Here is a 26,019-nt window from a genome sequence, read left to right on the forward strand (position 1 = left end):
GATGGTCTGCATCGCATCCACCGCCCGGCCCACGGCGGCGCCGCTGGCCTCGGCGTCCTTGGCCGACTGGCGCGCGATGGTCTCGGTCTGGCTGGCGTTGTCGGCGTTCTGCTTCACGTTGGCCGCCATCTCCTCCATCGAAGCCGAGGCTTCCTCCGTGGACGAGGCCTGCTCGGTGGAGCCCTGCGACAGCTGCTCGGCCGAGGCCGACAGTTCCTGCGAGCCCGACGACACGTTCCCCGCCGCAGCCAGGGCCTCGCTCACGACGGCGCGCAGCTTGACCGTCATGGTCTGGACCGCCTTGAGCAGGTCGGTGATCTCATCGCGGCCGCTCACCACCACGTCGCGGGTGAGGTCGCCGGCGGCGATGCTCTGGGTCGCGGCGACCGCCTTCGACAGACCACGGGAAATCGAGACCGCGATCCAGGACGCCATGACGACGCCGAGCAGGACCGCACCGGCCGCGACCGCGATCGTGATCATGCGGGTCGTTTCATAGGCCGACTGCGTGTCGCGGACGAAAGCCTGGGCCACGCTCTCCTCGTAGGCACGCAGCTTCGCCACGTCCTCGACGACCGCCTTCCGGCCGTCGGTGAAGGGACCCACGTAGAAGCGCAGGGCTTTGGCGTCGGTGTTGGCGACGCCGAGGGCGAAGACCTTGTCGGCCACCGCCGTCCACTGCCTCACCGTCGTGTTGAGGGCGCCGACTCCATCGGCGGTTCCACCGGTTCCGTTGAGTTCGGCGAGCTTGACGAGGTCGCGAAGGAGAACGCCGCGAGTCTCGGCGTAGGCGGCGGCGGCCTTCGCCAGCGTGGCGTCGTCGGTGATCACGACCGCGCGGAAGACGTCGCCGCGCAGCTGATACATCTTGACTTCGATCCCCTCGACCAGGCTACGGCCGTCGCCGGAGAAATCCGCGCGATTCTTGAGTTCGGCGATCCGCGCCGTCATGTCGGCGAAAGCCGCCAACAGGTCGCTGGTCGCCATGTTGGACGCCGTATTGGTTCCGTTCAGGACGCCGAACTCCATCCCCTTCGTCACGGCCTCGCTCATCTTGCTCCAGTCATCGCGCAGGGGCTGGATCCGGGCACGCTCCTCCACCGGCACGAGGTCGGTGTATTCCTTCAGGATTGCCTGGAACTTGGCGTCGTGCGCCTTGAAATCGGCGAACAGCTTTTCGCGGGCGGCATTCGTGGGTTCGAGCAGGGAGCGCGCGAACATGCGCGCGGCATCGAAGGCCATCGACTCGAAGCGCAGGACCCGCTGGATCTGTGAGAAGGGTCGAGCCGCGAAGGCCTGCATCCGGTCGTTGGAGCCGCTCAGGCTCGCGATGGCGAGATAGCCGATGCCTCCGAGCATCAGAAGGATCATCGTGAAGGCGATCCCGAGTTTTGCCTTGATCGTAAAACGCATGTTCCTTCTCCAATTCAATGGTTTATTTCAATTCAGGATGCGCTCGATATCCGGAATGATGACGAAATCATCGCCGAACTTGACGATGGTCTTGATGTATTCAGGCCGCCAGTTGGTCCCGATCTTCGGGATGGCCTGACGTTGATCGAAGTGGATTTCGGTCACTTCGAAAACCTTGTCGGCGATGAGCGCGACCACGACGGGATCGCCCTCGATCGCCACCTCGATCACCACGAAACGGGTGTCGCGTGTCGCCGCGACCGGCGGCATGCCGAAGCGCTCGCGGATGTCGGCGAGGGGCACCACGTTCCCGCGCACGTTCACGACGCTGGCGAGGTGGCCACGCGCGCCCGCGACCCGCGTCGCGGGAATCGGATCGATGATCTCGCGCACCATCCCGGCGTCGAGGGCGAAGGTCTCGGCCCCGATGCGCAGCATCACGACCTGCAGGGCGCCGTCGTGTCCGACGGCTTCGGCAATCTCGGCCATCACGCCACCTCCTGAAATTCTTGAAGTCTCTCGGGTCGGCCGCCGGTCACGAGCTGGCCGACGTCGATGATGAGCGCGGCGGTGCCGTCGCCGAGGATCGTCGCCCCGGAGAAGGTCGCGACATCCGCATGCAGCTTCGACAGCGACTTGATCACCGTCTGGTGGTTGCCGATGATCTGATCGGCCACGAGCCCGATCCGGACCCCGCCGGCGGCGATGACGATCACCTTCTGGTGCGGGTCGGACTCGCCCTCGGCCTCGAACAGGGTGCGCAGGCGCAGGAACGGCACGAGTTCGCCGCGGATATTCAGGAAGTCGCGCCCCCGCGTCTCCCGCTCCAGCGCCGGCAGCTCGACGCATTCCTCGACCGCCGAGAGCGGGATGACGTAGCGCCCCTCCCCCACCCGGATCAGCAGGCCTTCGATGATCGCGAGCGTCAGGGGCAGCCGCAGGGAGACGGTGGTGCCCGCTCCCGGCTCCGTGGCGATGTCGATGGAGCCGCGCAGACCCTCGATGGTCTTCTTGACCACGTCCATGCCGACGCCGCGGCCCGACAGGGCCGAGATGGTCGCGGCGGTCGAGAAGCCGGGCGCGAACAGGAACTGGTAGATCTGCTGGTCGGTGAGGGGCGTTCCCGGCGCCACCAGCCCCTTCTCCTCGGCCTTGGCCCGGATGCGGGCCGCGTCGAGGCCGGCACCGTCGTCGCGCACGCTGACCAGCACCTGCGCGCCGACATGCTCGGCGGTGAGCGCGATGCGGCCCGTCGGTCCCTTGCCGCCGCCGCGCTGCGCCGGGCTCTCGATGCCGTGGTCGATGGCGTTGCGGATCAGGTGGACGAGCGGGTCGGCGAGGCGCTCGATCATGGTCTTGTCGAGTTCGGTGTCCTCACCCTCCGTGACGAAGTCGACGGGCTTGCCGAGATCGCGCGAGAGGTCGTGGACGAGGCGCCGGAAGCGGCCGAAGAGCGAGCCGATGGGCACCATGCGGATGCCCATCGTGGTGTCGCGCAGGCGGGAGGACAGCCGTTCGATCTCCTCGGAGATCGACTTGATCCCCGCATCGGTCTGGAGGCCGGCGAGCTGGCTGAGGCGGGCCTGGGCGATGACGAGTTCGCCCACCCGGTCCATCAGCTCGTCGAGGCGGCCGGCCTCGACCCGCACGGTCGCCGACGGCCTGTCCTCGGGACGCCGGGTGCCCGGGCGTGCCTCGGGGGCGGATCCGGCCGCCTCGGCCGGCACGGGCGCCTGCGGGGTGGGGGCGAGGACGGCTTGCCGCTCAGGCTCGGAGGCCGGCGCGCACGCCGGCACGGGCGCCGTCTCCGGGGAGGCCGCCGCATCGAGGGGCGTGAGGATGAGGCGAACCTCGTCGCCGACGAAGATGAAGACGTCCTCGATCGCCTCGCGGCTCGCGTCACCGCGCAGCGTCACGTCCCAGGCGAGCGTCAGGGCCTCGGGATCGAGGGCGGCGAGATCCGGAACCGCGTCGAGCCGGGGGACGATCTCGCAAGGCCCGAGATCCCGCAGGTCGTCGAGAAGCGCGAGGGGATTGGTGCCGTTGCGCAGGATGTCGGGATCGAACACGAGGCCGATGCGCCATCCCGCCGCCGCGTCCGCGCCTTGCGTCGGCTCATGCGTGAGCGCGGCGCCGCCGTTCACGCCCGTCGGGGCTGCCTCGGTCCGGGGCGCGGGTGGGGCGGCCGCGGACGCATGACCGACGCCGCCGACGAGGCGCCGCAACTCGTCGAGGACGGCATCGCCGATGATGGAGGAGGTGTTGTCCGGATCCTCGATCAGCATCCGGATGTAGTCCTTGGCGGACAAGGAGACGTTCACGAGCTCGACGCTCGCCGGGACCTTGCCCTGACGCACGAGATCGAAGGCCGTCTCGAAATCGTGGGTGAACGCCGCCACGGTGTCGAAGCCGAACATCGCGCCCGACCCCTTGATCGTGTGCAGCGCCCGGAAGGCGGTGTCGACGAGGGCTCCACTGTCGGGCTTCTCGCCGAGGTCGAGGAGCGTCGCCTCGAGGCAATCCAGAAGCTCGGCGGCCTCTGTCCGGAAGACGTCAATGGGATCGAGGCTGCTCATCTCTTCTCCGGACCTGTTCGCGAGCGGGGCTTGTCTCATGGGTAGCCGGCATCACCGGACGGCCTCGGCGCGCCGGGAATCCCGGCTCGTCGGATCGTCCGGCCGTGCGACCGGCCTCTTTCATGACTGAGGCTACAGATAATATTACAATGGCTAAAAGAACCTTACCGGAAAACATAGTTGGATAAATTTCAGGATAGATTGTGCTTTGACAAATAATCTGATCACATATTCAAGTCATCGCTTGATGCACGGATCACAGGATCACCGGCCGCGTCGCGCGGCGGTCGCTCCGCTCGCGGGAGCCCGCGCGGGCGATGGCGGCACGCGGATGCGCACCGGGCCGAGGGCGGCCGGTTCGGTTCAGGATGTGACGGAGAAGGCGCGCGCCGGGCTTCCGGGCAGGGCCGGTCAGCGATCGGCGTAGGCGTGCTTGGCTTCGAGGATGCGCCGGCGCCCGGCCAGGAACGCCTGGACGCAGGTCGGGTCGAAGTGCTTGCCGCGCTCGCTCTCGATATGGGCCAGGGCCTCGTCGAAGGACTGGGCCGCCTTGTAGGGGCGCACGGTGGTCAAGGCATCGAACACGTCGGCCACCGCCACGATGCGGGCCGCGAGAGGGATCAGACGCCCCCTGAGCCCGGCGGGATACCCGCTGCCGTCCCAGCGCTCGTGGTGCGCGCCGGCGATCTCGGCGGCGAGCTGGATCAGCCCGCTCCGGCTCCCCGCCAGGATCTCGTGACCGAGGGCGGCATGGCCCTGGATGCGGATGAATTCCTCGGGATCGAGGCGGCCCGGCTTGAGCAGGATCGCGTCCGGGATCGCCACCTTGCCGACATCGTGCAGGGGCGCCGCGAGGTAGATCGACCGGCAGGTGTCCGGCGGAAGCCCGAGCTCCTCGGCGATGATCCGGCTGTAGGCCGCCACCCGCAGGGTGTGGCCGCCTGTGTCGTTGTCGCGGTACTCGACGGCCCGCGACAGGCGAAGGATCATCTCCTCCTCGCGCTCGAGGAGTTCGTGCGTCGCGACGCTCAGGGCGTGCTCCAGCCACGCCGCCTGGTCGTTCACCCAGCGCAGGGACGCCGAGAGCTGGATGAGGTTGCGCAGGCGGGCCTTGAGTTCCGTCTGTCCGACGGATTTCGAGAGGAAGTCCGTCGCGCCGGCCTCGATGGCGGCGAGCTTCACCGCCTCGTTGACACGCCCGGTGACCATGACGATGGGAATGGAAGCGTGGGTCGGCTGCCTGCGCAGGTGCCGGATCACGTCGAGGCCATCCATGATCGGCATGAGGTAGTCGACGACGACGATGTCGAAGGCCGTCTCCCCGGCGGCCGCGATCGCCGCGACTGGGTCGGTGAAGCCGTGGCAGGTGACGTCGCTGACGCTCCGGATCAGCGCCTGCAAGTGGCCGAGATTCGCGCGACTGTCGTCGATCACGAGGGCGCGCATGGCCGGAAGCACCCGCCCGATCGTCTCGGCGCGCATCACGACCGGATGGGCGAGCGTTGTCGAGCGAACGGGGCCTGGATGCGTGCTCATCGTCGAGGGTTACGCCGTCGGTCGGGGGCTGAAATTCACGGGACGCGCCTGCCACGGGGTGACCGCCGGCTCAGGTTCCTCGACACCCGGCTTTCCGCAAGGATCGGCTCGGCCCCGCGCCGTGCTTCGGCCGGGACCGCCGGCAGGCGCCCCACATCCGTCGTCCTGCGGACGTGGAACGGGCGGCGATCAAGCCCGGGTGAGCTTCTCCACGACGGCGAGCAGTTGCTCGGGCTTGAACGGCTTGGTGATCCACCCCGTCGCGCCCGCCGCCTTGGCCTGCTGCTTGATCCCGTCGTCGGACTCGGTGCTCAGGAACAGGATCGGCACGCCCGTGACCGAGGGCAGCCCACGCAGGTTCTTGATCATGTCGAGGCCGTTCATCACCGGCATGTTCAGGTCGGTGATGACGAGGTTGAGCGCGTTGCTCTTGGCCTTGGCGACGCCTTCGGCCCCATCGGCGGCCTCGATGACCGTATGGCCGGCGGGTCCTAGGACGACCTTGATCATCTGCCGGATGCTGGCGGAATCGTCGACGGCGAGAATGGTGGCCATGTGAATTACTCCGAGACTGCAAATCAGGAGACGGGACAATCGGGGCCGCGCGGCGGCACGCCCGCGCGCTGGAACGCGGCCTCGACGGTCGGGGACATGTTGGCGAGCCGCACGTGCTTGGCCTCGCGGGCCGCCGTCCTGACCGCCGAGACGACCAGTTGGACGAGGGCGATGTCGGCGCGCGCGACATCGGCGCAATCGAGCGTCAGGTCCGCCGTGCCGGCGAAAGCTTCGCTCACCTCGCCATGCAGCGACCGGATCGTCCTGACGCTGCATTCATCGGGAAGTCTGAGAATCTGGGAAGCGGACATGGCGGACCGGAAGGGCTTAGGCCCGACAGGGGCCGGGCGGGGACGCCGGATAGGACCACGGCGGTTGTAAATCTTCTATGAAGCCACGCTGGATATCTATTCTGTCCTCGTCGCTAATCTTTTTGAAAGTGCGACAGACGAGACTGCGACGATACGGTCCGATGCCAACAGAATTCTGGTGTTAGCCGGACCAGACAGTAGACGAGATGAAGGCGTTAAAGGATGGCCATGAAGGCTCCCACCGAAGCTCGCAAACGCTTTCCCTCGTCTTGGTCGCCCTGGCACAAGAAAGCCGCGCCACAAGACGGGACGCCCCATGAATTGGCCTCCACGTTCGAACATCCTTCGGATGTCCTCGAAAGCATAGCTATTACGGACGACGGTACCGAACGGGCCCAGGATGGGCCGAGCGCCGTCGATCTTCTTGACGCTTGGCTCGGACTCTCGGGCCTGCAACGGCGCGCGCTCGAGGCACTGATCGACGAGATCGGCCTCACCTCGGAGCATGTGGAGCACAACGTCCACAACCTTTCGGAGCGCTTCCAGAACATCTGCGCGACGACGCAGGATCAGGCCGACATCGTGCAGGATCTCGTCAGATCGATCCAGACCGTTCAGATCGACGGCCAGTCGCTTCACCTCGCCGACGTCGCCTCCGGCCTCGGGGAGACGCTCTCGGCGCTGATGGAGAAGATCACCTTCCTGTCGTCGCGGGGCGGCGAAACCGCCCACGCCCTCGACGGTGTGTTGACCGAACTCGTCTCGGTCGAGGGCAGCGTCGTGCAGATCGAGCGGATCAACCGGCAGACGAACCTGCTCGCCCTCAATGCCAAGATCGAGGCGGCGCGGGCGGGCGAGGCCGGGCGCGCCTTCGCCGTCGTCGCCGACGAGGTCCGCGCGCTCGCCGGTTCGATCAACGGCCTTTCGGAGACGATCAAGCAACAGATCGGCACCATCGCCACCGGGCTGCGCAGCAGCCGCGGGCTTCTGAACGACATCGCGGCCGTCAACATGTCGGAAGAGAGCCACCTCGCCGACGCCCGCGTGCGCATGGTGATGCAGACGCTCGTCGAGCGGAACAACAGCGTCTCCGACGTGCTCCGGCAGACCGCCGAGACCACGCAGGCGATCACCACCGAGGTGGCGGCCGCCATCGTGGGGATGCAGTTTCAGGATCTGGCGAAGCAACGCCTGCAGAACACGGGGCAGATGCTCCAGGCCCTGGGCACGGCGATGGAACAGCTCCAGAACCGTACCGCCTCGGATGCCCCGCGCGTGACCGTGTCCGAACTGGACCAGGGCTGGCTGGAGGCGGCCGTCGCGCGCTGTACCCTCGGGGAAGTGCGCGGGCGTCTCCAGCAGCGTCTCCTGCCGGGCCTCGTCGTCGCGGCGCCCGCGGGCGCCACGTCCAACGACAACGACAACCTGGATGGCATCGACCTGTTCTGAGAGGCTGGCGCCCGATGGCAGGACGGAGGTCCCGTTCCCGATCCTCGATGCGGTGATGCGCGCCTTCAGCCGCATCCGGGCACCCTGCGCGCATCGCCGCCCCTGACCGGATCGGCGCGGTTGGCCGTCTCAGACCAAATCCGGTCGATCCCTTCGGGATGGCGGATATGGGCTTCGCTCGGGCTGAGCGAGAGCGTCTCCGCTTGGATTCAAGCGGCGACGGTCTCGGGGACGCTCTCGATGGCGCGAGGCCGGGTGGCTCTCAGGACCAGACGCGCAGCACGATCAGCAGCCCGACCGGGACCACGAACATCAGTGCGATCGCCCACTGGATGTCGTTCCGCGCGCTCTTCACCTCGGCTTCCAATGCGGTGATGCGCGCCTCCAGAGCGCGAAACCTCGCATCGTCCATGCGCGACTCCATCGGTTCGGCTGATCCTTGGTCTCGATGAGCCCGACCCATCGGTCGGCCTCACCGAGGTTCGGCGGACGTCCGCCGCCGCGCGGTCTCGCGGAGCAGGCCTCGACGCGTCATACTCACCGAGGCCTGGTCCGCTGGGGGCCACGGAATGCGCGGATGGAGCGGATCCGTCCGTCAGGCGCAAATGCGAAGAGATCGAGCACATCGAGATCGCTCGTGCCGTCGATGGCGATCACGATGTCGGCCGCCGCATTCGGCTCGGCCACGAGAAGGCCGCGCACCGTGATGTGGAGGGCCGCGCCGGACACGATCCTGGACGTGGTGGCGAGCACGTCGTCCCGGCCCGATGCGGACACGTCCCAATCCACCAGGGTCACGTCCTCGGTCAGGGTGCGCCCGAGCGCGTCGAGATCCTTCGCATTGAAGGCCGCCATATAGGCGTCGATCGTTGCGCGGCACCGCTGTTCGAAATCGTCCGCCATCATCGTCCTCATCCAGGTCTGCCGGTTCCGGGCGCCGGTTCTATCACCGGGAGGCCCGCGATGACGATCACCGACATCCGGTTCGCGCAGATCGAGCACCCAAACGCCCGCAACAGGTCGGAGGGGATCTTTCGCGCGGGTCGCCGGATTGTCGCTGCGAATCGGAGGGAGACGATGTCGGGCTCAGGGGCGCCGAGGTCTGCGTCCGGTCCACCGTCGCCCTCGCCATCGAACCCGCCCGGCATCAGCCCGTGGCGGGTTTTTTCCATTCTCAGGACCGAGGCGCACGCTTGTCGACGGACGGGTGACGGGGCTTCATTCTGGCGTATCGTGGGCCGAGGACCTTCGGGCGCGGGCCGCTCAGGCGCATGTCTCCGTAATAATCGTTGCCGCTGGGGCCGAAGGAGCCGCCATGCACCACGCCCGGGGCATCCGGGATGCCGCCGAGGAAATCCATCGGGCCCGCGAAGGCTCCGGTGGCGCACAGCATGAGGGCGGCGGCGAATGTGTAGCGCATGGATCTTTCATAGGCCGACATGCTGCACGAACAATGAACGGCGCCCCGATACGTGACCGGCCCCGCCGAGCCGACCTGATCGTACAGGTCGGCCTCGCCGGATCGATCACCGAACTTTCCAAGTCTTCTTCTCGCCAAGTCTTCTCCTCGAGCCTCCTCGGGCGCTGTGCCGAGACTGAGCAAGCGACCAGGGTCCGCGCGACAGCGCGCGTCACGCCCGCCGCCAAAGCCCCGGGCCTCACGGGTCGGAGCGGCCGTCCCTTATCTTGAAAAGGAACCGAAGCCCTCGAAGGCGCCCGGAGCCGGCGGTGCGGCGTCCGGCTCCGGGCGCTCGATCGGCGCGACCTCACGCTTGGGGACACGCTGGGCGGCGGCGTCCCCTCCGGCCTCGGTATCCGGCGGCGCGAGCGTATCCGGAACGGAGGGCCAGATCGGGCGGTCCGGCTTCAGGGTCTGAGTCATCGATGCACCCATCGGTATGATGCGGGAACGCGACTGGAATACGATATACCAAGACACTTGGAAATGGCGACGTGCGCGGACGTCCCATCCCGAACGCGATTGGCGGGGGATCGGCCCTCGGCCTTGTCGCCCTGCCCCATCCTCACGACGCCCATCGGATCGGTGTCGTCCTCGCCCGAGGCCCCACCGCCGTGCCCCTGCGACGTCAGGCAGGAGCCGTCGACGGGCACTCTCACGATCAATCGCGCTGGCGCTCAGTCGCCCGTGGGACGCATCGTAGGCCGCGTCGGCGAAGAACTCGCTCGAGATGTGAGGCGTCCTCGCCAAGAACCGATCCTCCCCTGTGAGGATTCAACGCCTCTGACGTGGGGCGGGTTCGACGCGCGGCCGCGCCGATCGGCGCGGAGCCGGCGACGGGTCGCGCTTCCCGGCTCACGTGCCGCAGAAGGTGCGCAGCACGCGCTCGTGCGCCTGCGGCGGCTCGGCATAGGCCGCGAAGGCGGGCTGGTCGTCGTAGGGGTTGGCGAGCACCGTCACGAGGTCGTGGAAGGGGGCGAAGTCGTCGCGGGCGATCGCCGCCTCGATCACGGCCTCGATCCGGTGGTTGCGCGGGATGAAGGCCGGGTTCACCCGGTTCATCGCCGCTCGGCGGATCGCCGAGTCGACGGGCTCGGCCGCGAGCCGCGCCCGCCAGCGGGTCGCCCAAGCCCCGTAGGCCGCGGGGTCGTCGAACAGGGCGGCCACGGCCGCGTCACCCTCGGCCGAGAGGGCCGCGTCGCCCAGGCGCCGGAAGGTCAGGGTGAAGTCGGCGCGGTTGGCGCCCATCGTCTCGAGGAGGGCGCGGGCGAGGTCGCCGTCGCCGTCCTGCACCGTGGTCAGGCCGAGCTTGGCCCGCAATCCTGCGTAATAGGACGCCTCGAAGCGGGGACCGAAGGCGGCCAGAACGTCCTGCGCCACGGCGATGCCGTCCTCCGTCTCGGGCGCGAGGAGGGGCAGCATCGCCTCGGCGAGGCGGGTGAGGTTCCAGTGCAGGATGCCGGGCTGGTTGCCGTAGGCGTAGCGGCCATACTCGTCGATGGCGCTGAAGACGGCGGCCGGGTCGTAGGCGTCGAGGAAGGCGCAGGGACCGAAATCGATGGTCTCGCCCGACACGGCGCAGTTGTCGGTGTTCATCACCCCGTGGATGAAGCCGACGAGGAGCCAGCGGGCGACGAGGTCCGCCTGGCGCGCGACCACGCGCGCGAGCAGGGCCCGGTAGGGGTCCGGCGCCTCCGCGAGGTCGGGGTCGTGCCGGCCGATGACGTGGTCGGCGAGGGCGCGCACGCCGTCGAGGTCGCCCCGCATGGCGAAGAACTGGAAGGTGCCGACGCGGATGTGGCTGGTGGCGACCCGCGTCAGCACCGCGCCGGGCAGCACGGTCTCGCGCATCACGGAATCGCCGGTGAGCACCGCCGCCAGGGCGCGGGTGGTCGGGATGCCGAGGGCCGCCATGGCCTCGCTGACCACGTATTCGCGCAGGACCGGCCCCAGGGCGGCGCGGCCGTCGCCGCGCCGCGAGAATGGCGTCGGGCCCGCCCCCTTCAGCTGGATGTCGCGGCGGACCCCGTCCCGGCCGACCACCTCACCGAGCAGGATCGCGCGGCCGTCGCCGAGTTGCGGCACGCGGTTGCCGAACTGGTGGCCCGCATACGCCATGGCGAGGGGCTCGGCGCCCTCCGGAACCCGGTTGCCCGACAGCACCGCGACGCCCTCCGGGCCGGCGAGCCAATCCGGGTCGATCCCGAGTAGATCGGCGAGGTCCCGGTTCACGCGGATGAGACGGGGCGCGGCGACCGGCGTCGGCGGAACCTCCGCGAAGAAGCGCTCCGGCAGCCGGGCATAGGTGTTGGCGAAGGGTATGGCGGCTGTCATCGCGGTGGGTGATCCCGGCTGGTGCGCGTCTCTCGTCTCGAGGTCTGCCCGCGCGACCGCGCGGCGGCGGGCGTCCGCCGAACCTCGGTGAGACCGCGTATGACCTGGGGTTCGCGGGCTCCCGAGGCAACACATGGCAGCCATCGTGGCAGCCATCGTGGCAGCCATCGTGCGGGCGGGCGACATCCCTCCGCTCAGCGCCGGGGGTGCCCGTCCCCATGCGGATGCGCCAGGATTCAGGCCCGCGGACGTGGCCCCGCATCGGGGCGTGCGAGGGCCAGCCCGGCGAACCGTCGGCGGCGCAGGACCGTGCGCCCGCCGATGACGGCAACGGAGAGGGCGACGCCCGCCAGGAGATCGGGCAGGTAATGGCCGCCGGCTCCCAGGGTCGCCACCAGGATGACGGCGTTGAGGGCGATCACCACGGGTCCGAGGAACGGGATCGGCGCCAGCGCCCAGGCCGTCAGGGCCGCGAGGCAGACGTGGAAGGATGGGAAGGTCACGAGGCCGCGGATGTCGCCGAGCGCGAGGCTGCGCAGCGTTCCGGCCCGCAGCTGCGCGAGGGCGTCGAGGTGCCAGAGCGCGCCCAAGGTCTCGATGGAGCCCTTGGGGAAGGCGGTGACCCCGTAATGCGCGTAGGGGCCGGCGGCCGGCACTAGGGCGGCGACCGCCACCACGGCGAGGAGGAGGAGGCCGAACATCTGCACGAAGGCCCAGAGGCGGCCGAGCCGCCGCGCGGCGCCGAGCACGATCACCGTGAGCCCGACCTGCGGCCCGCTGGTGTGATAGGCGAGCGCCAGCCACCGGGCGAGGCCCGGATGCGCCTCGAGGAACCCGATATGGGCCGTCCAGTCGAAGCCGAGGGCGGCCTCGGCCCGCGCCAGCCGCGCGTCGGCCAGCGGCAGGGCCCAGGTCGCGGTGAGGTAGTGCAGCACCGCAATGGGCAGCGTGATCGCGATGAGGGCCGCGCTCGCGAGCGCCATCGCCCGGAGCGACGGCTCGGATTTCACCGGCCCAAACAGGAGCGCGAGGCCGAGCAGCGCGACCACGAGGCCGGCGGCCAAAGCGAAGCCCTCCGGCACCAGGGCGATCCCCAAGCGCGCGAGCCACGCGGCGTCGAGGAGCGCGATCGCCAGGGCGAGCCCCCAGAGCCCCGGATGCGGGGCGGCCAGGGACGCGGACAGGCGGCGCAGGGGAATGATGGATCGTGGAAGAGCGGCGGGTGCGGACGGGAGGGGCAGCCATCGGCGCTCCCCACGGGTGGGGAGGGAGATCGGTGTCGCGTCGCTCACCCGGAATCCTTCGGTGGTTCGTCGAAGCCGGAACTCGGCTTTGCGGCCGTTGGTTGCCCGCCATCGCCGTCCCGCCGACGTTTTTCCGCGCCGTTCCCGGATCGACCCCGCCCTTGACCCGCATCGCCTTCCTGGATTTCGAGGCCTCGTCGCTGGGCAAGTCCAGCTACCCGATCGAAGTCGCCTGGGTCTTCGCGGATGGCGGCGCGGAGAGCTTCCTGATCCGCCCGGCACCGGCCTGGACCGACTGGGCTCCCGAGGCCGAGGCCGTGCACGGCATCAGCCGGCAGCGCCTCGTGCGGGACGGCGTGCCGCACGATCGGGTGGCGCTGCACATGCTGACCACCCTGCGCGGCGTCGCGCTCTACGCTTCCGCGCCCTCCTGGGACGGCAAGTGGCTGAGCCGGCTGCTGCGCTCGTCCGGCTTGCCCCGGCACGCGCTGCGCCTCGGGGCGACGGCGGAGGCTCAGCGCCGGGCGATCCTCGACATCCTGGCGGCGGGCGGCCTGGCACCGGCCGTGCGCGACGGCGTGGCGGGCAAGCTGATGACGGCTCTGCGCCAGGAGGCGAAGGACGACCCGGCCCCGGACCACCGGGCCCTGGAGGACGCCCGGCGCGAATGCCGGCGCTGGCAGCGGGCGCGGGATCGGGCCGGGGCGGTGATCCGCGCGGGCGTTCCGTCACCGGAGGCGGCCCAGACAAACCCGAGATAGGCGGCCTCGAAGCCCGGGTCGGCCGCGCGTTCGGCGCCGTGCCGGTCAGGTCCGGCAGCGCCCCTCCTGGGCGGCGGTGAGCAGGGCGGCGGCGAGGCATGCGAGCCCGACGAGCAGGGCGAGGCTCAGGCGCTCGCCCAGGAGCAGGGCCGACGAGAGCAGGCCGATCGCCGGCACCCCGAGGGTGGCGTTCGACATCGTGAAGCTGTCGATGCGCCGGCCGACCTCCGAGGAGATCACGAAGCAGAACGAGGTCGCCACCGGCCCGATGAAGGCCAGGAGCCCGACGAGGCGCGGCGACCACGCGACGGAGAGCGGCCCCTCCAGGGCGAGGGCGGCGACGATCAGCGGAATGGCGGCGAGCAGCATCTGCCAGGGCGCCAGATCCAGCGGATGCGCGACCCAGCGGTGGCGGCGGACATGCAGGATGACGACGGCCCAGCAGAGGGCGCAGAGCAGCAGCAGGCTGTTGCCCAGCAGCACGTCGGGATCGGTCCAGTCCATGCCCAGCGGCGAGCACACGACGGCGACGCCGGCGAGCCCGAGCAGGATCGCGGCGAACTGGCCCCGCGAGGGCCGCTCCCGCAGGATCAGGCAGGCCCCGAGCATGACCCAGACCGGCGTGGTGTAGGCCAGCAGCGCGGCGCGTCCCGCATCGGTGTGGCGCATGGCGACGAGGCCGAGCGCCGTGAAGGCCATCATCTGGAGCCCGCCGACGCTCGCGAGCACCGGCCAGTCGGCCCGTGGCGGCCAGCGCAGGCGGCCCGCCAGCGCGAGCACCCCGAACAGCACCAGACCGGCGGTGGAGAAGCGCAGGGCGGCGAGCCAGAGTGGCGGCACGCTGCCGAGGCAGAGCTTCATCGCCGGCCAGCTCAGGCCCCAGAGCAGCACCATCAGCCCGAGCCAGAGCCCGGTCGGCATCGCGGGGCGGGCGCGGGCCGGCGCGAGGGTCGGGACAAGGGCGGGCGTGCAGGAATCGGCCATGACGAACATCCGGGTCGCGGCGGCCTCACCGCCGCCCCGGTTTTTTATGATGGGACGCGGGGCATTTCCGCCTTGGTTGCCCCGCCATTGATCGGATATCAGCACGCCATGCCGTTTTTCGGCTCGAATGAGGATCGTCATGCCGCGCAAGGCCGTCGAGCTCGATTCCGCGTCCCTGCGCATCCTCGAGCGGCTGCAGCAGAACAGCGAGACCAGCATCGCCGACCTCGCCGAGGCGGTCGGGCTCTCCACCTCGCCGTGCTGGCGCCGGATCAACGAGATGAAGGCCAGCGGCGTCATCCAGCGCTCGGTCGCGGTGGCCGATCCGATGGCCCTCGGGCTCGCCGTCAACGTCTTCGTCCACGTCTCCCTGGAGAAGCAGACCCAGAGCGCCCTCAAGGCGTTCGACGACGCGGTGCGCCACCGGCCGGAGGTGATGGAGTGCTACCTGATGAGCGGCGAGGCCGATTACATGCTTCGCGTCGTGGTGGAGGATCTCGAGCAGTACCAGAAGCTCGTCCTCGATCATCTCACCCGCATTCCGGGCGTCGCGAGCATCCGCTCCAGCTTCGCCCTCGGTCAGGTGAAATACACCACCGCCCTGCCCCTCGCCCATCTCCACCGCTGAGGCCGGGCCGCCGCGAGGCCGGGCCGCCGCGCGGCCGACACGGCGCGGGAGAGGGTGATACCCGTGCGACGCGACCACCGAAGATCAGATCGAAAAAGAAAACATCTCCGCGTCAAAATACACTTATGATATATTCTCGATCGGATTTTTCGAAGACGATAATTTCTAACGTAAAATATTTTCCCGGCCGACACACGATCATCGAAACCTGATTACACGCGAAATTCGAGACCTCTCTGCTCGATCCATCACAATGTCGTGCAAGAAGTTCATGATGCTCCTGCAAAACCCGGACATGTCGGACTTTGGGGCGCAAGTTAACCGGGTGTTGAAAGCGTAGCCGTTATCCTGGTTCGGATCGGCAACCGAGGATTTCCCTGATGCCAACGAGGTTCGAACGCCGCAGCGGTTGGAGGGGCACCCGACGAGGTTCCGCGGCGACCCGACCCTCGGTTGACGCTCGCCCGATACAGGCGGGCGTTTGTGCGCCGTGCCGTCCCGCCCGGCCTCGATAGCCGCACCGATGGTCACCGTGTCACGATCCGCGCGCCATGCGTGCGCCGCTGCCGCGGCCCTGGTCGCGGCGATCTCGGTCGCGGCGATCCTCGTCACCGCGCGGCCGGTGCCCGCGCGAGCCGTGGAGGCGCCGGGCGCGGTATCGGGCAAGCAGGTGACCTGGGCGATCTACGACGCGGCCCCCTACATGATCACGGACGGTCCCGAGGCCGGGACCGGGATCGCCGACCAGGTCCGGCACATCCTGACGGATCGCCTCGCCGACTACACCCACAACGTCCTCGTGGTGCCGTTTCCACGCGTCGTGAGTTCGCTGAAGCAGGGCGCGGAATGGTGCTTCGTCGGCGGCGTCCGAACGCCGGAGCGCGAGGCCTTCGCGTATTTCTCGCGCCCCACGGGTCTGTTCTATCCGCTGCGCATCCTGGTGCGGGCCTCACAGCGCGCGCGCTTCGAGGCCTTGCGCCCTCTCTCCCTCGCCGGCCTGCTGCGAGAGCATCCCGAACTCCGCACCAGCGTCCTGCGCAACCGCGTCCTGGCCCCCGACATCGACGCGATCCTGCGCGCGTCCCCGGTGCCGCAGGCGCATTCGGAGTTCGGCGAGGCGTTTCGGATGCTCCAGAACGATCGCCTGGACTACCTGATCGAATTCTCGAACATCGCCGCCTACTACGCCCGGACCACGGCCAGGACCACGGGCGAACCGGCCGACTGGATCGGCCTGCCGATGACCGAGGAGCCCGAGCCGGTCTTCAGCCGGGTGATGTGCTCGCGCACGCCCTGGGGCCGTGCGATCATCGACCGGATCGACGCCATCCTGCCGGCGGAGCGGGCGACCGACCGCTATCGGCGGATCGTCGAGGCTTGGTCGGCGGAGGAGGACCTGGTCAAGCTTCGGGCCGTCTACGATTCCTCCTTCCTGTCGAGCGAGTAGCGCGCCGGATGCCGACATCGCCGTTCCGATACCGGCCACGCGCCGGACAACGGGCGGGGGCCGACGCCCCGATGCCGAGCCGCGCCCTGGCGACGCGGCTGATGCGGGTCATCTTCGGCTGCTACGTCGTGGTGGCGGTCTGCCTCACCGGCATCCAGATGGCGCTGGAGTACCGGCGCGCCAGCGACCGACTCAAGGAGGACGTCGCCGCGATGCAGCGGACGTTCAGCCCCGGTCTCGAGGATGCCTTGTGGCGCTTCAATGCCGCGGTGCTCAGCGGCATCCTCACCGGGATGAAGGAGATCCCCGTCGTCGTCGGGGTCGAGGTGCGCGACGAGAGCGGCAGGCGCGTCCAGGCGCTCGGCACCGTGACCGCGCCGGACGGCGGCCAGGCGCGGGTCGACGCCGAGGGCCGCGAGACCCCGGTCAGCCCCGGCTTCGGCCGGCCTTTCAGCCGGACCTTTCCCCTCGTCCATACCGAGCGGAACGGCCAGCTCTATCCGGTCGGGTCCTGGACGCTCTATTCCGACGATGCCATCGCCATCGATCAGGTGACGAACACTTTGATCGTGATCCTGATTAACTCGGCGCTGAAATCCCTGGTGCTCGGGCTGATCTTCTTCGCGGTCATCCGGCACATGGTCGGGCGGCCGCTGGCGCAGATCGGCAGCTTCCTGGCGCAACTCGATGCCGACACGCTCGGGGCGCGCCCCCTGACGCTGTCGTCCGGAGGGCGCCACGAACTCCATGCGCTGACGGCCACCCTCAACACCATGGTGCGCCGCCTGCGCCGGGCCTTCGAGGACAATGCCCGCCTGATGCGCGAATTGCGCGCCGCGAACGCCACCCTGCAGGCGCGCGTCGCCGAGCGCACGCGCGACCTCGAGCGCCTCGCCCACACCGACCTGCTCACGGGCCTCGACAACCGGCGCAAGCTCGACGCGGCCCTGGAAGCGGAGGGCCGGCGGGCCGAAGCGGAGGGCGGACCGCTCTGCGTGATCCTGGCCGATATCGATCACTTCAAGGCGATCAACGACCGCCATGGCCACAAGGTGGGCGATCAGGTTCTGGTCGCCCTCGCGGCGGTCCTGCGCGCGGACAACCGCCCCGGCGATACCCTCGGCCGCTGGGGCGGCGAGGAGTTCATGATCGTCTGCCCCGGGACCGGCCTGACGGACGGGACCGCCCACGCCGAGAGCCTGCGCCGACACATCGAGGCGGCGATCCTGCCGCATGTCGGGTCCCGGACCTGCTCGTTCGGCCTCGCCGAACTCCGGCCCGGAGAGAGCACGGACAGCCTCGTCGCCCGCGCGGATGCCGCGCTCTATCGGTGCAAGCGCAACGGCCGCAACCGTGTCGAGACGCAATCCGCGCTGTTGCCGGAGCGGGACGAGCGGGGACGGGGCGCGGCCTGATCGCGCCGACCGGCGACGGTGTTCCGGCGGTCGCGAGGCCCGCCCCTCGTCTTCACCCCGAGGGCGCGCGGTTCGTTTCGGCGCGGCGCCGCGCGACTTCGGCCAGGGCGGCGAGGTCCTTGTCCGCGTCTCCCTGCCGGACAGCCTCGCTCAGGGTATCGCGCAGCACGTCGGCGAACGGCATCGGCACGCCGGCCGCGCCGGCCGCCGCCAGGGCCAGGCCGATATCCTTGGCCCCGAGCTTGAGGTTGAAGCCCGGCGGCTCGTAGCTCTGGGCGGCGATCAGGGCCCCGTAGTTCTTGTAGACGGGCGACGCGAAGAGCGTGCTGGTGAGGAGCTCGAGGAGATCGGCGCCGCTCACGCCGTGCCCCTCGGCCAGGGCCGCGGCCTCGCCCATCGCCTCGATCGCCGCGATCAGCATGAAGTTGCCCGCGAGCTTGACCGCGTTGGCCCGGTGCGGCTCGGGCCCGAAATCCCAGGTCTTGCCACCCATGGCGTCGAGGAGCGGCTGGGCCCGCGCGACGGCTTGCCGGGCACCGGCCGCCAGGATGTTCAGGGCTCCCTTCTCGGCGACGTCCGGCCGCCCGAAGACCGGGGCGCCGATATAGGGCACGCCCGCGCGGGCATGGATCGCCGCCAGTTCCCGCGCCAGCGCCACCGAGATCGTGCTCATCGAGAGGTGCAGACCGGGCGGGTTGGGTCCGTCGAGGAGGCCGCCCTCGACGATCACCGCGCGCAGGGCCGCGTCGTCGGCGAGCATGGTGATGGCGGCATCCCCCGCGAAGGCCTCGGCGGCGCTGGCGACAGGCGTGACGCCCGCGAGCCCCTCGGCCGCCCCCGGCGAGCGGTTCCAGACCCGCACGGCGTGCCCGGCCCGCACGAGGCTCGCCGCCATGCCCCGTCCCATCCGGCCGAGGCCGATCAATCCGACATCCATGAACCGTCTCCCGTGTGGTCTCTCGGCCCTCAATGGCCGTTGAGGAAATCGAGCGTCAGGGCATTGAAGCGGTCCGTCGCCTCCATGTGGACGAGGTGGCCGATGCCGGGCAGCACCTCGGCGCGGGCGTTCGGCATCCGCGCGGCGAGCGCCCGCGCGTGCTCGGCGTTCCGGCCCATGCCGGCCCGCAGGGCCTCCGGCGCGAAGGGCTTGCCGGGGGCGTTGTGGTCGTTCTCGCCCATGACGAAGAGGGTCGGCTGCCGGATCAGCGGGATCTCGTGCACCACCGGCTGCCCCCAGATGGCCTGGTAGGAATTCACGAAGGACTGAAGCCAGCGCGGATACTCGCCCGACCCCTTCACCCGCTCGCGCAGCGATACGAAGGGCTCGATGGCGGAGGCCGGCAGCGACAGGGCGTAGTTCGTCATGAGCTGGCGGCGGTAGGATTCCGCCGTGGCCTCGCCCTCCAGGCGCAGCAGGGTCGCGTTCGGGACCGGCGGCACCGTGAAGCGGTAATCCTCCAGTCCGATCGGCGCTTCGAGGACGAGGCTGTTGACCCGGTCCGGCGCGTTGCGCGCGAGGCGCACCGCCAGCATCCCGCCCATCGAATGCGCCACCACGTCGACGCGCGCCAAGCCCAGCGCGTCCAGGAGTGCCACGGTGTCGGCCGCCATGGTGTCGAAGCTGTAGGGACCGACCGGCTTGGCCGACTTGCCGAAGCCGAGCTGGTCCGGGACCACGGCGCGGTAGCCGGCCTTCGTGAGGGCCTGGATCACGGGCTGCCAGTAGCTCGCGGGAAAGTTGCGCCCATGCAGCAGGAGCGCGGTGCGGCCGTTGGCCTGCCCCTCGGCGGGCACGTCCATGTAGGCGAGGCGCTGGCGTTCGCCGTCCCGCGTCAGGTCGAGGAAGCGCACCGGATGGGGATAGGCGAAGCCCTCGAGGCCGATGCCGAGCGGCGCGGCATCGTCGGCCCCCTGCGCGAGCGCGGGCGTGAGGGAGATCTGGGTCGCCAGCAGCAGGGCGGAGAGGCGGAGGAGCGCGTCCATGGTGTCTTCCCGGTCGTCGCGCGCGAGGGCGCGCAGGGCTGACATAGCGCAGGTTCCCGCTGGCCGTCGCCCGGACGAGGTGACATAGAGCACGCGCGGAATCCGAGACGCTTGCGAAACGCCGCGCAGCGTCCCACGGGTCCCCGCATGACCAACGACCCCGCCCGCCCCGCCGCACCGGATCCCGTGATGGATGGCCTGCCGGTGCGCGAACGCATGCTGGCGCTCCTGGCGATGAGCCTCGCGATGACCATGGCGGTGCTCGACGGCGCCATCGTCAACGTGGCCCTGCCGGTCATGGCCAAGGATCTGGCGGTCGAGCCATCGGCCGCGATCTTCGTGACCAACAGCTTCCAGATCGCCGTCACGGCCTCGCTGCTGCCGCTCGCCTCGCTGGGCGACATCCTCGGCTACCGCCGCGTCTATCTCACGGGCCTCGTCCTGTTCACGCTGGCCTCGCTGGCCTGCGCCCTCGCGCCCTCCCTGAACTGGCTGGTGGCGGCGCGGATCGCGCAGGGGCTGGGCGCGGCCGGCATCATGAGCGTGAACATCGCCCTGGTGCGCTTCATCTATCCGCACCGGCTGATCGGCCGGGGCGTCGGCAACGTCGCCCTGGTGGTGGCGATGGCCTCGGCCACCGGGCCGACGGTGGCGGCCGCGATCCTGTCGGTGGCGACCTGGCCCTGGCTGTTCCTCGTCAACCTGCCGGTGGGGCTGGTCGCCCTGGTCGTGGGCGCGCGCACCCTGCCGGCGACACCCCGGAGCGGCGGCCGCTTCGACGTGCGCAGCGCGCTCCTGAACGCCCTGACCTTCGGGCTCCTCATCATCGGCGTGGACGGCCTCGGCGATGCCGCCACGCGGGGCGTCGCCCTGGCCGAGATCGCCGGCGCGGTCGCGATCGGCGCGGTGTTCGTCTGGACGCAGACGCGCCTGGCGCGCCCGCTCCTGCCGGTCGACCTCCTGCGCATCCCCGCCTTCGCCCTCTCGATGGCGACCTCGATCGCCTCGTTCAGCGCGCAGATGATGGCCTACGTCGCCCTGCCCTTCTACTTCCAGGACGTGCTGCACCTCTCGGAGACCCAGACGGGCTTCCTGATGACGCCCTGGCCCATCGCCATCGCGGTGATGGCGCCGCTCTCGGGGCGCCTCGCGGACCGCTTCGCCCCCGGGCTTCTCGGCGGCCTCGGCCTCGCCCTGATGGCCACCGGCCTCATGGCGGTCGCCCTGCTGCCGCCGGACGCAGCGCATCTCGACATCGCCTGGCGCCTGACCCTGTGCGGCGCCGGCTTCGGGCTGTTCCAGTCCCCCAACAACAAGGTGATCATCACCAGCGCCCCGCGCGACCGCAGCGGCGGGGCCAGCGGCATGCAATCCACCGCCCGCCTCACCGGGCAATCCTTCGGGGCCGCCCTGGTGGCGGTGATCTTCGGCCTGCACCAGGGGGCGCCCCCCGCCGGGCCGATCGCCACCACCCTGTGGTGCGCGGTCGGGCTCGCGGCCTTCGGCGCGGTGGCGAGCGTGCTGCGGCGACAGCCGCAGGGTTGAGCACGGGATGCGCCGGGGAGATGGCGCCGGACCGCACCAATGCGCGTTCGGGGCGTTGACCCCGCAACGGCCCTCTCAAGGACGATCCCATCTCCAAGGACGCCCCCATCTCAAGGACGATCCCATGCAACTCGACCTGTCGGGCCGGCGCGCCCTCGTCACCGGTTCCACCAGCGGCATCGGTTATGCCATCGCCCGGGCGCTGGCCGGGCTCGGGGCCACCGTGGCGATCAACGGGCGCACCCCGGACCGGGTCCGCGACGCCATCGAGCGCCTCAAGTCCGAGACCGGGCACGGGGGCTTCATCGGAGCGCCGGGCGACGTCGCCAACCCGGACGGGGCGACCCGCGTGGTCGCCGGGCTCCCGGACATCGACATCCTCGTCAACAACACCGGCATCTTCGAGCCCAAACCCTTCTTCGAGATCCCGGACGAGGACTGGCACCGCTTCTTCGAGACCAACGTGATGAGCGGCGTGCGCCTCGCGCGCGCCTACACGCCCGGCATGGTCCAGCGCGGCTGGGGCCGCGTGGTCTTCATCTCCAGCGAATCCGGCGTGAACATCCCGGTGGAGATGGTGCATTACGGCATGACGAAGACGGCGCAGCTCGCGGTCTCGCGCGGCCTCGCCGAGACCGTGTCGGGCACCGGCGTCACCGTGAACAGCGTCCTGCCGGGGCCGACCCTGTCCGAGGGCGTCGCCGATTTCATGAAGAGCATGGCCCAGGACGGCGGGTCCGGTGGTGAGGTCGATCTCGACGCCGCCGGTCGGGCCTTCGTGGCCGAGCACCGGCCGACCTCGCTGATCGGCCGCCTCGCCACCGTGGACGAGGTCGCCAGCATGGTGGCCTACATCTGCAGCCCGGCCGCCAGCGCCACCAGCGGCGCCGCGCTCCGGGTGGATGGCGGCGTGGTGCGCAGCATCGTGTGAGGCGCGGTCGCTCGAGCGTTTTCCATGATCCCCGGATCACGAAAATGCTCGATCTCCTTGTAAGGTCGCATGTTCTTCACGCGATCCGGTATCCGCCCCGCCGGAAAATGCTCTAGGCCGATTCCGCCTCGCCCTCGAACATCTCGTCGAAGGAATAGCCCGAGCCGCGCACGGTGCGGATCGGGTCGCTCTGGCGCGGGCGGTTCAGGGCCTTGCGCAGGCGCCCGACATGCACGTCCACGGTGCGCTCGTCGATGTAGACGTCGTGCCCCCAGACCCCGTCGAGGAGCTGTTCGCGGGAAAAGACCCGGCCGGGGCTCTGCATCAGGAATTCGAGCAGCTTGAACTCGGTCGGCCCGAGATGGATCTCGCGGCCCTCGCGGCGGATGCGGTGGCTGACCCGGTCGAGCTCGATGTCGCCGGCGATCAGCATGTTGGCCACGTGGGCGGGCTTGGCCCGCCGCAGCAGCGCGCGCACCCGGGCCAGGAGTTCGGGCACCGAGAACGGCTTGACGATGTAGTCGTCCGCCCCCGTGCCGAGGCCTCGGATGCGGTCGCCCTCCTCGCCCCGCGCGGTGAGCATGATCACCGGCAGGCGCTCGGTCTCGCGCCGCGCCCGGATGCGGCGGCACAATTCGATGCCCGAGAGGGCGGGAAGCATCCAGTCGAGCAGGACGAGGTCGGGCACCTGCTCCTGCAGGCGCAGGTCCGCCTCGTCGCCCCGCGCGGCCGAATCCACGATGAAGCCTTCGGCCTCGAGGTTGTAGCGGAGGAGGAGGGTCAGGGCCTCCTCGTCCTCGACGATCAGGATACGCGTACTCATCGTGCGCTTTCGGTCAAACAGTCTCGCGGTCGGGCGGTCAGGCCGCGCCGGGCATCTCCACCGTCGCGTAGTTGGAGGCGTCGTTCTTCGGACGCTCCCGCTCCGCGAGGAGGTTCTCGCCGGTGACGAGGTAGTGGATCGTCTCGGCGATGTTGGTGGTGTGGTCGCCGATGCGCTCGATGTTCTTGGCGACGAACAGGAGGTGCGTGCAGAACGAGATGTTGCGCGGGTCCTCCATCATGTAGGTCAGCAATTCGCGGAACAGCGAGTTGTACAGCGCGTCGATGGCGTCGTCGCGCTCCCACACGTCGAGCGCCGCCTTGATGTCGCGGCCCGCATAGGCGTCGAGCACGTCCTTGAGCTGCTCCTGCACGAGGTCGCTCATGTGCTGCACGCCGATGACGATCTTCTGCGGCTGGACCTGGTCGGCGATCGCCACCACGCGCTTGGCGACGTTCTTGGCCAGATCGCCGATGCGCTCCAGGTCGTTCGAGACGCGGATCGCCGTCACCGTCTCGCGCAGGTCGATCGCCAGGGGCTGGCGCCGGGCGATGAGCAGGATGGCCCGCTCCTCGATCTCGCGCTGGAGCGTGTCGAGGCGCGCGTCGGCGGCGATCACCGCATGGGCCAGGGGCGCGTCCCGGCGCACCAGGGCCTCGCCGGATTCGGTCATCATCTTCTCGGCGATGCCGCCCATCTCGGAGATCGAGCGGCGCAGGTCTTCGAGGTCCGTGTCGTAGGACTTGACGATATGGTCGGGCATGGGTCGCACTCCTCGATCGGGCCCGCCTGTCAGGTGCCCGCCATGGCATTGGGGTCTGGCGCGGACCGGAAACCGGTCCGCCGAGGATCAGCCGAAACGGCCGGTGATGTAGTCCTGGGTCTGGCGCTTCTCCGGGTTCATGAAGATGCGCGTGGTGGGCCCGAATTCCACGAGTTCGCCGAGATACATGAACGCGGTGAACTGCGAGATGCGCGCCGCCTGCTGCATGTTGTGCGTCACGATGACGATCGTGAATTCCGAGCGCAACTGCTCGATCAGCTCCTCGATCCGGCCCGTCGAGATCGGGTCGAGGGCCGAGGTCGGCTCGTCGAACAGGATCACCTCGGGGCGCTGGGCCACGGTGCGGGCGATGCAGAGGCGCTGCTGCTGGCCGCCCGAGAGCCCCATGCCGGACTGCTTGAGCTTGTCCTTCACCTCGTCCCAGAGGGCGGCCTTGCGTAAGGATTCCTCGACGCGCACGTCGAGGTCGGCCTTGGGCAGCTTCTCGTAGAGGCGCAGGCCGAAGGCCACGTTGTCGTAGATCGACATCGGGAACGGCGTCGGCTTCTGGAACACCATGCCGATGCGCGAACGCAGCTCGTTGAGGTCGATCTTGGGGTCGAGCACGTTCTGGCCGTCGAGGAGGATCTCCCCTTCCGCGCGCTGCTCGGGATAGAGGCTGTAGATCCGGTTGAAGGTCCGCAGCAGGGTCGACTTCCCGCAGCCCGACGGGCCGATCAGCGCCGTGACCTGCCGGTCGTGGAAGTTGAGGTTGACCGACTTCAGGCCGTGGAAGCTGCCGTAGTAGAAGTTCAGGTCCTTCACGGCGATGCGGACGGGCGAGGTCTCGTCGGCCTTGTGGCGTCCGGTGAGCTGCGCGGCGGGGATTCCGGGGGCGGCGTTCATCGGTTCAGCATCCTGTCGATCGAAGGGCGGGCGAATGGGCGGGAGAGGCGGCGCGCCGAGGATCAGCGCGACCGCTCGGTCTTGATGACGAACCGGGCAATGACCGACAGGGCGAGGATCGTGACGGTGATGAGGAGGGCCCCGGCCCAGGCGAGCTGCTGCCAGTTCGGGTAGGGCGAGAGCGCGAACTGGTAGATCATCACCGGAAGGTTCGGGATGCCGCCCATCAGGTCGGGGCGGAACCAGCTGTTGTTGTTCAGCGCGGTGAACAGGAGCGGCGCGGTCTCGCCGGCGATGCGGGCCAGCGCCAGGATGATGCCGGTGACGATGCCGGCGCTGGCGCCGCGCCAGGTGATGCTCTTGATCACGATGGAGGGGGGAGCCCCCAGCGCCGCGCCGGCCTCGCGCAGGGTCGAGGGCACGAGGCGCAGCATGTCCTCGGTGGTGCGCACGATGACCGGGGTGGCGATGATGGCGAGCGCCACCGCGCCGGCCCAGCCCGAGTAGCTCCCCATCGGCCGCACCATCAGGGTGTAGACGAACAGGCCGATCAGGATCGAGGGCGCCGAGAGCAGGATGTCGTTGAGGAAGCGGATGAGGTCGGCGAGCTTCGAGTTGCGGCCGTACTCCGCCAGGAAGGTTCCGGCCATCACCCCGATGGGCGTCGCCACCAGGATGCCGAGGAAGGTCAGCACCAGGCTGCCGAGGATCGCGTTGGCGATGCCGCCGCCCTCGGAGCCGGGCCCCGGCGTCGGCTCGGTGAAGAGCATGGGCGAGAAGCCCTTGATGCCCTCGAACACCAGCATGAACAGGATCGAACCGAGCACGACGATGCCCACGAGGGTGGCGAGGGTGCTGGCCAGGATCAGGGTCTTGTCGGCGACCCGGCGGCCAGGACGGACCCGGCTGATCCGGGCCGGCGCGGCGGTGGCGGCGATGGGGTTGGCGGCGTCCAT

26 protein-coding genes are annotated in these 26,019 nt (G+C 69.6%); 7 read left to right on the plus strand and 19 right to left on the minus strand.

What is annotated here, in order from left to right:
* The 6 genes from MKK54_RS18555 to MKK54_RS18580 form a co-directional block, all read right to left on the minus strand.
* Window positions 1-1,413: methyl-accepting chemotaxis protein (locus tag MKK54_RS18555; RefSeq protein WP_244012903.1), on the minus strand; the 1,413-nt coding region annotated here is incomplete at its 3' end.
* 27 nt (window positions 1,414-1,440) lie between these two features.
* The gene (locus MKK54_RS18560) at window positions 1,441-1,902 is read right to left on the minus strand and encodes a chemotaxis protein CheW (RefSeq protein ID WP_244012905.1); all 462 of its coding nucleotides are present in this window, start codon (window positions 1,900-1,902) and stop codon (window positions 1,441-1,443) included.
* Window positions 1,902-3,989 carry a chemotaxis protein CheA gene (locus MKK54_RS18565; protein WP_244012907.1) on the minus strand — a complete coding sequence of 696 codons (2,088 nt, stop codon included), beginning with the start codon at window positions 3,987-3,989 and terminating at the stop codon, window positions 1,902-1,904. The genes MKK54_RS18560 and MKK54_RS18565 overlap by 1 nt, the downstream gene beginning before the upstream one ends.
* A 411-nt stretch (window positions 3,990-4,400) precedes the next feature.
* Window positions 4,401-5,525 (minus strand): HD domain-containing phosphohydrolase, encoded by a 1,125-nt coding sequence (locus tag MKK54_RS18570; protein ID WP_244012909.1) that lies wholly within the window; start codon window positions 5,523-5,525, stop codon window positions 4,401-4,403.
* Between the two features lie 189 nt (window positions 5,526-5,714).
* The gene (locus MKK54_RS18575; RefSeq protein ID WP_244012912.1) at window positions 5,715-6,080 is read right to left on the minus strand and encodes a response regulator; all 366 of its coding nucleotides are present in this window, start codon (window positions 6,078-6,080) and stop codon (window positions 5,715-5,717) included.
* A 23-nt stretch (window positions 6,081-6,103) separates the two neighbouring features.
* Window positions 6,104-6,391 carry a lipid asymmetry maintenance protein MlaB gene (locus MKK54_RS18580; RefSeq protein ID WP_279597445.1) on the minus strand — a complete coding sequence of 96 codons (288 nt, stop codon included), beginning with the start codon at window positions 6,389-6,391 and terminating at the stop codon, window positions 6,104-6,106.
* A gap of 321 nt (window positions 6,392-6,712) precedes the next feature.
* On the opposite strand from MKK54_RS18580, the gene MKK54_RS24555 reads away from it, so the two are divergent.
* Window positions 6,713-7,840 carry a methyl-accepting chemotaxis protein gene (locus MKK54_RS24555; protein WP_279597446.1) on the plus strand — a complete coding sequence of 376 codons (1,128 nt, stop codon included), beginning with the start codon at window positions 6,713-6,715 and terminating at the stop codon, window positions 7,838-7,840.
* Window positions 7,841-8,102: 262 nt separating this feature from the next.
* Here the strand turns inward: MKK54_RS24555 and MKK54_RS18590 are convergent, their stop codons facing one another.
* The 6 genes from MKK54_RS18590 to MKK54_RS18615 form a co-directional block, all read right to left on the minus strand.
* Window positions 8,103-8,252, minus strand: coding sequence for a hypothetical protein (locus tag MKK54_RS18590; RefSeq protein WP_244012916.1), 150 nt, complete (start codon window positions 8,250-8,252; stop codon window positions 8,103-8,105).
* 125 nt (window positions 8,253-8,377) lie between these two features.
* Window positions 8,378-8,842, minus strand: a complete 465-nt coding sequence (locus MKK54_RS18595; RefSeq protein ID WP_244012919.1) for a nuclear transport factor 2 family protein — start codon at window positions 8,840-8,842, stop codon at window positions 8,378-8,380.
* 172 nt (window positions 8,843-9,014) lie between these two features.
* Window positions 9,015-9,260, minus strand: a complete 246-nt coding sequence (locus MKK54_RS18600) for a hypothetical protein (protein ID WP_244012921.1) — start codon at window positions 9,258-9,260, stop codon at window positions 9,015-9,017.
* Window positions 9,261-9,521: 261 nt separating this feature from the next.
* On the minus strand, window positions 9,522-9,722 hold the full coding sequence (locus tag MKK54_RS18605; protein WP_244012923.1) for a hypothetical protein: 201 nt from the start codon (window positions 9,720-9,722) through the stop codon (window positions 9,522-9,524).
* A 432-nt stretch (window positions 9,723-10,154) separates the two neighbouring features.
* A complete protein-coding gene (locus MKK54_RS18610; protein ID WP_244012925.1) occupies window positions 10,155-11,633 on the minus strand; it encodes a protein adenylyltransferase SelO in 1,479 nt (492 codons plus the stop codon).
* A 236-nt stretch (window positions 11,634-11,869) separates the two neighbouring features.
* On the minus strand, window positions 11,870-12,925 hold the full coding sequence (locus MKK54_RS18615) for a phosphatase PAP2 family protein (RefSeq protein WP_244012927.1): 1,056 nt from the start codon (window positions 12,923-12,925) through the stop codon (window positions 11,870-11,872).
* A gap of 113 nt (window positions 12,926-13,038) precedes the next feature.
* Here MKK54_RS18615 and MKK54_RS18620 point away from each other — a divergent pair, with 113 nt between their 5' ends.
* Window positions 13,039-13,638 carry a transcriptional regulator gene (locus tag MKK54_RS18620; protein WP_244012930.1) on the plus strand — a complete coding sequence of 200 codons (600 nt, stop codon included), beginning with the start codon at window positions 13,039-13,041 and terminating at the stop codon, window positions 13,636-13,638.
* A gap of 45 nt (window positions 13,639-13,683) precedes the next feature.
* On the opposite strand, the gene MKK54_RS18625 is transcribed toward MKK54_RS18620, so the two are convergent.
* A complete protein-coding gene (locus tag MKK54_RS18625; RefSeq protein WP_244012932.1) occupies window positions 13,684-14,622 on the minus strand; it encodes a DMT family transporter in 939 nt (312 codons plus the stop codon).
* A 139-nt stretch (window positions 14,623-14,761) separates the two neighbouring features.
* Between MKK54_RS18625 and MKK54_RS18630 the strand changes: the two genes are divergently transcribed.
* From MKK54_RS18630 to MKK54_RS18640, 3 genes are all read left to right on the plus strand, one after another.
* Window positions 14,762-15,250 (plus strand): Lrp/AsnC family transcriptional regulator, encoded by a 489-nt coding sequence (locus tag MKK54_RS18630; RefSeq protein ID WP_244012935.1) that lies wholly within the window; start codon window positions 14,762-14,764, stop codon window positions 15,248-15,250.
* 532 nt (window positions 15,251-15,782) lie between these two features.
* Window positions 15,783-16,697 carry a TIGR02285 family protein gene (locus MKK54_RS18635; protein WP_244012937.1) on the plus strand — a complete coding sequence of 305 codons (915 nt, stop codon included), beginning with the start codon at window positions 15,783-15,785 and terminating at the stop codon, window positions 16,695-16,697.
* A gap of 71 nt (window positions 16,698-16,768) precedes the next feature.
* Window positions 16,769-18,112 carry a GGDEF domain-containing protein gene (locus MKK54_RS18640; RefSeq protein ID WP_244012940.1) on the plus strand — a complete coding sequence of 448 codons (1,344 nt, stop codon included), beginning with the start codon at window positions 16,769-16,771 and terminating at the stop codon, window positions 18,110-18,112.
* 52 nt (window positions 18,113-18,164) lie between these two features.
* Here MKK54_RS18640 and MKK54_RS18645 read toward each other — a convergent pair whose 3' ends face one another.
* A complete protein-coding gene (locus MKK54_RS18645) occupies window positions 18,165-19,049 on the minus strand; it encodes an NAD(P)-dependent oxidoreductase (RefSeq protein WP_244012942.1) in 885 nt (294 codons plus the stop codon).
* 29 nt (window positions 19,050-19,078) lie between these two features.
* The gene (locus MKK54_RS18650) at window positions 19,079-20,095 is read right to left on the minus strand and encodes an alpha/beta fold hydrolase (protein ID WP_244013241.1); all 1,017 of its coding nucleotides are present in this window, start codon (window positions 20,093-20,095) and stop codon (window positions 19,079-19,081) included.
* 147 nt (window positions 20,096-20,242) lie between these two features.
* On the opposite strand from MKK54_RS18650, the gene MKK54_RS18655 reads away from it, so the two are divergent.
* Together MKK54_RS18655 and MKK54_RS18660 are read left to right on the plus strand one after the other, a co-directional pair.
* Window positions 20,243-21,640 carry an MFS transporter gene (locus tag MKK54_RS18655; protein WP_244012944.1) on the plus strand — a complete coding sequence of 466 codons (1,398 nt, stop codon included), beginning with the start codon at window positions 20,243-20,245 and terminating at the stop codon, window positions 21,638-21,640.
* 124 nt (window positions 21,641-21,764) lie between these two features.
* Window positions 21,765-22,571 (plus strand): SDR family NAD(P)-dependent oxidoreductase, encoded by an 807-nt coding sequence (locus MKK54_RS18660; protein WP_244012947.1) that lies wholly within the window; start codon window positions 21,765-21,767, stop codon window positions 22,569-22,571.
* A 112-nt stretch (window positions 22,572-22,683) separates the two neighbouring features.
* On the opposite strand, the gene phoB is transcribed toward MKK54_RS18660, so the two are convergent.
* The 4 genes from phoB to pstA all read right to left on the minus strand — a co-directional run bounded on the left by phoB (window position 22,684) and on the right by pstA (window position 26,019).
* On the minus strand, window positions 22,684-23,394 hold the full coding sequence (gene phoB / locus MKK54_RS18665) for a phosphate regulon transcriptional regulator PhoB (protein WP_244012950.1): 711 nt from the start codon (window positions 23,392-23,394) through the stop codon (window positions 22,684-22,686).
* 37 nt (window positions 23,395-23,431) lie between these two features.
* Window positions 23,432-24,157, minus strand: coding sequence for a phosphate signaling complex protein PhoU (phoU, locus tag MKK54_RS18670; protein WP_244012952.1), 726 nt, complete (start codon window positions 24,155-24,157; stop codon window positions 23,432-23,434).
* 87 nt (window positions 24,158-24,244) lie between these two features.
* On the minus strand, window positions 24,245-25,063 hold the full coding sequence (gene pstB / locus MKK54_RS18675; protein ID WP_244012954.1) for a phosphate ABC transporter ATP-binding protein PstB: 819 nt from the start codon (window positions 25,061-25,063) through the stop codon (window positions 24,245-24,247).
* Between the two features lie 62 nt (window positions 25,064-25,125).
* Window positions 25,126-26,019 carry a phosphate ABC transporter permease PstA gene (gene pstA, locus MKK54_RS18680; RefSeq protein ID WP_244012956.1) on the minus strand — a complete coding sequence of 298 codons (894 nt, stop codon included), beginning with the start codon at window positions 26,017-26,019 and terminating at the stop codon, window positions 25,126-25,128.

Source organism: Methylobacterium sp. J-068, from assembly GCF_022829445.1.
Taxonomy (GTDB): Bacteria; Pseudomonadota; Alphaproteobacteria; order Rhizobiales; family Beijerinckiaceae; genus Methylobacterium.

What these genes read in the sequence shown, in the direction of transcription:
- phoB (WP_244012950.1), bottom strand. Translation starts at nt 23,394, where the DNA reads ATGAGTACGCGTATCCTGATCGTCGAGGACGAGGAGGCCCTGACCCTC.
- MKK54_RS18570 (WP_244012909.1), bottom strand. Translation starts at nt 5,525, where the DNA reads ATGAGCACGCATCCAGGCCCCGTTCGCTCGACAACGCTCGCCCATCCG.
- MKK54_RS18645 (WP_244012942.1), bottom strand. Translation starts at nt 19,049, where the DNA reads ATGGATGTCGGATTGATCGGCCTCGGCCGGATGGGACGGGGCATGGCG.
- MKK54_RS18605 (WP_244012923.1), bottom strand. Translation starts at nt 9,722, where the DNA reads ATGACTCAGACCCTGAAGCCGGACCGCCCGATCTGGCCCTCCGTTCCG.
- MKK54_RS18590 (WP_244012916.1), bottom strand. Translation starts at nt 8,252, where the DNA reads ATGGACGATGCGAGGTTTCGCGCTCTGGAGGCGCGCATCACCGCATTG.
- MKK54_RS18630 (WP_244012935.1), top strand. Translation starts at nt 14,762, where the DNA reads ATGCCGCGCAAGGCCGTCGAGCTCGATTCCGCGTCCCTGCGCATCCTC.
- MKK54_RS18560 (WP_244012905.1), bottom strand. Translation starts at nt 1,902, where the DNA reads ATGGCCGAGATTGCCGAAGCCGTCGGACACGACGGCGCCCTGCAGGTC.
- MKK54_RS18625 (WP_244012932.1), bottom strand. Translation starts at nt 14,622, where the DNA reads ATGGCCGATTCCTGCACGCCCGCCCTTGTCCCGACCCTCGCGCCGGCC.
- MKK54_RS18655 (WP_244012944.1), top strand. Translation starts at nt 20,243, where the DNA reads ATGACCAACGACCCCGCCCGCCCCGCCGCACCGGATCCCGTGATGGAT.
- MKK54_RS18650 (WP_244013241.1), bottom strand. Translation starts at nt 20,095, where the DNA reads ATGGACGCGCTCCTCCGCCTCTCCGCCCTGCTGCTGGCGACCCAGATC.
- MKK54_RS18600 (WP_244012921.1), bottom strand. Translation starts at nt 9,260, where the DNA reads ATGCGCTACACATTCGCCGCCGCCCTCATGCTGTGCGCCACCGGAGCC.
- MKK54_RS18610 (WP_244012925.1), bottom strand. Translation starts at nt 11,633, where the DNA reads ATGACAGCCGCCATACCCTTCGCCAACACCTATGCCCGGCTGCCGGAG.
- pstB (WP_244012954.1), bottom strand. Translation starts at nt 25,063, where the DNA reads ATGAACGCCGCCCCCGGAATCCCCGCCGCGCAGCTCACCGGACGCCAC.
- phoU (WP_244012952.1), bottom strand. Translation starts at nt 24,157, where the DNA reads ATGCCCGACCATATCGTCAAGTCCTACGACACGGACCTCGAAGACCTG.
- MKK54_RS18660 (WP_244012947.1), top strand. Translation starts at nt 21,765, where the DNA reads ATGCAACTCGACCTGTCGGGCCGGCGCGCCCTCGTCACCGGTTCCACC.
- MKK54_RS18580 (WP_279597445.1), bottom strand. Translation starts at nt 6,391, where the DNA reads ATGTCCGCTTCCCAGATTCTCAGACTTCCCGATGAATGCAGCGTCAGG.
- MKK54_RS18640 (WP_244012940.1), top strand. Translation starts at nt 16,769, where the DNA reads ATGCCGAGCCGCGCCCTGGCGACGCGGCTGATGCGGGTCATCTTCGGC.
- pstA (WP_244012956.1), bottom strand. Translation starts at nt 26,019, where the DNA reads ATGGACGCCGCCAACCCCATCGCCGCCACCGCCGCGCCGGCCCGGATC.
- MKK54_RS18575 (WP_244012912.1), bottom strand. Translation starts at nt 6,080, where the DNA reads ATGGCCACCATTCTCGCCGTCGACGATTCCGCCAGCATCCGGCAGATG.
- MKK54_RS18565 (WP_244012907.1), bottom strand. Translation starts at nt 3,989, where the DNA reads ATGAGCAGCCTCGATCCCATTGACGTCTTCCGGACAGAGGCCGCCGAG.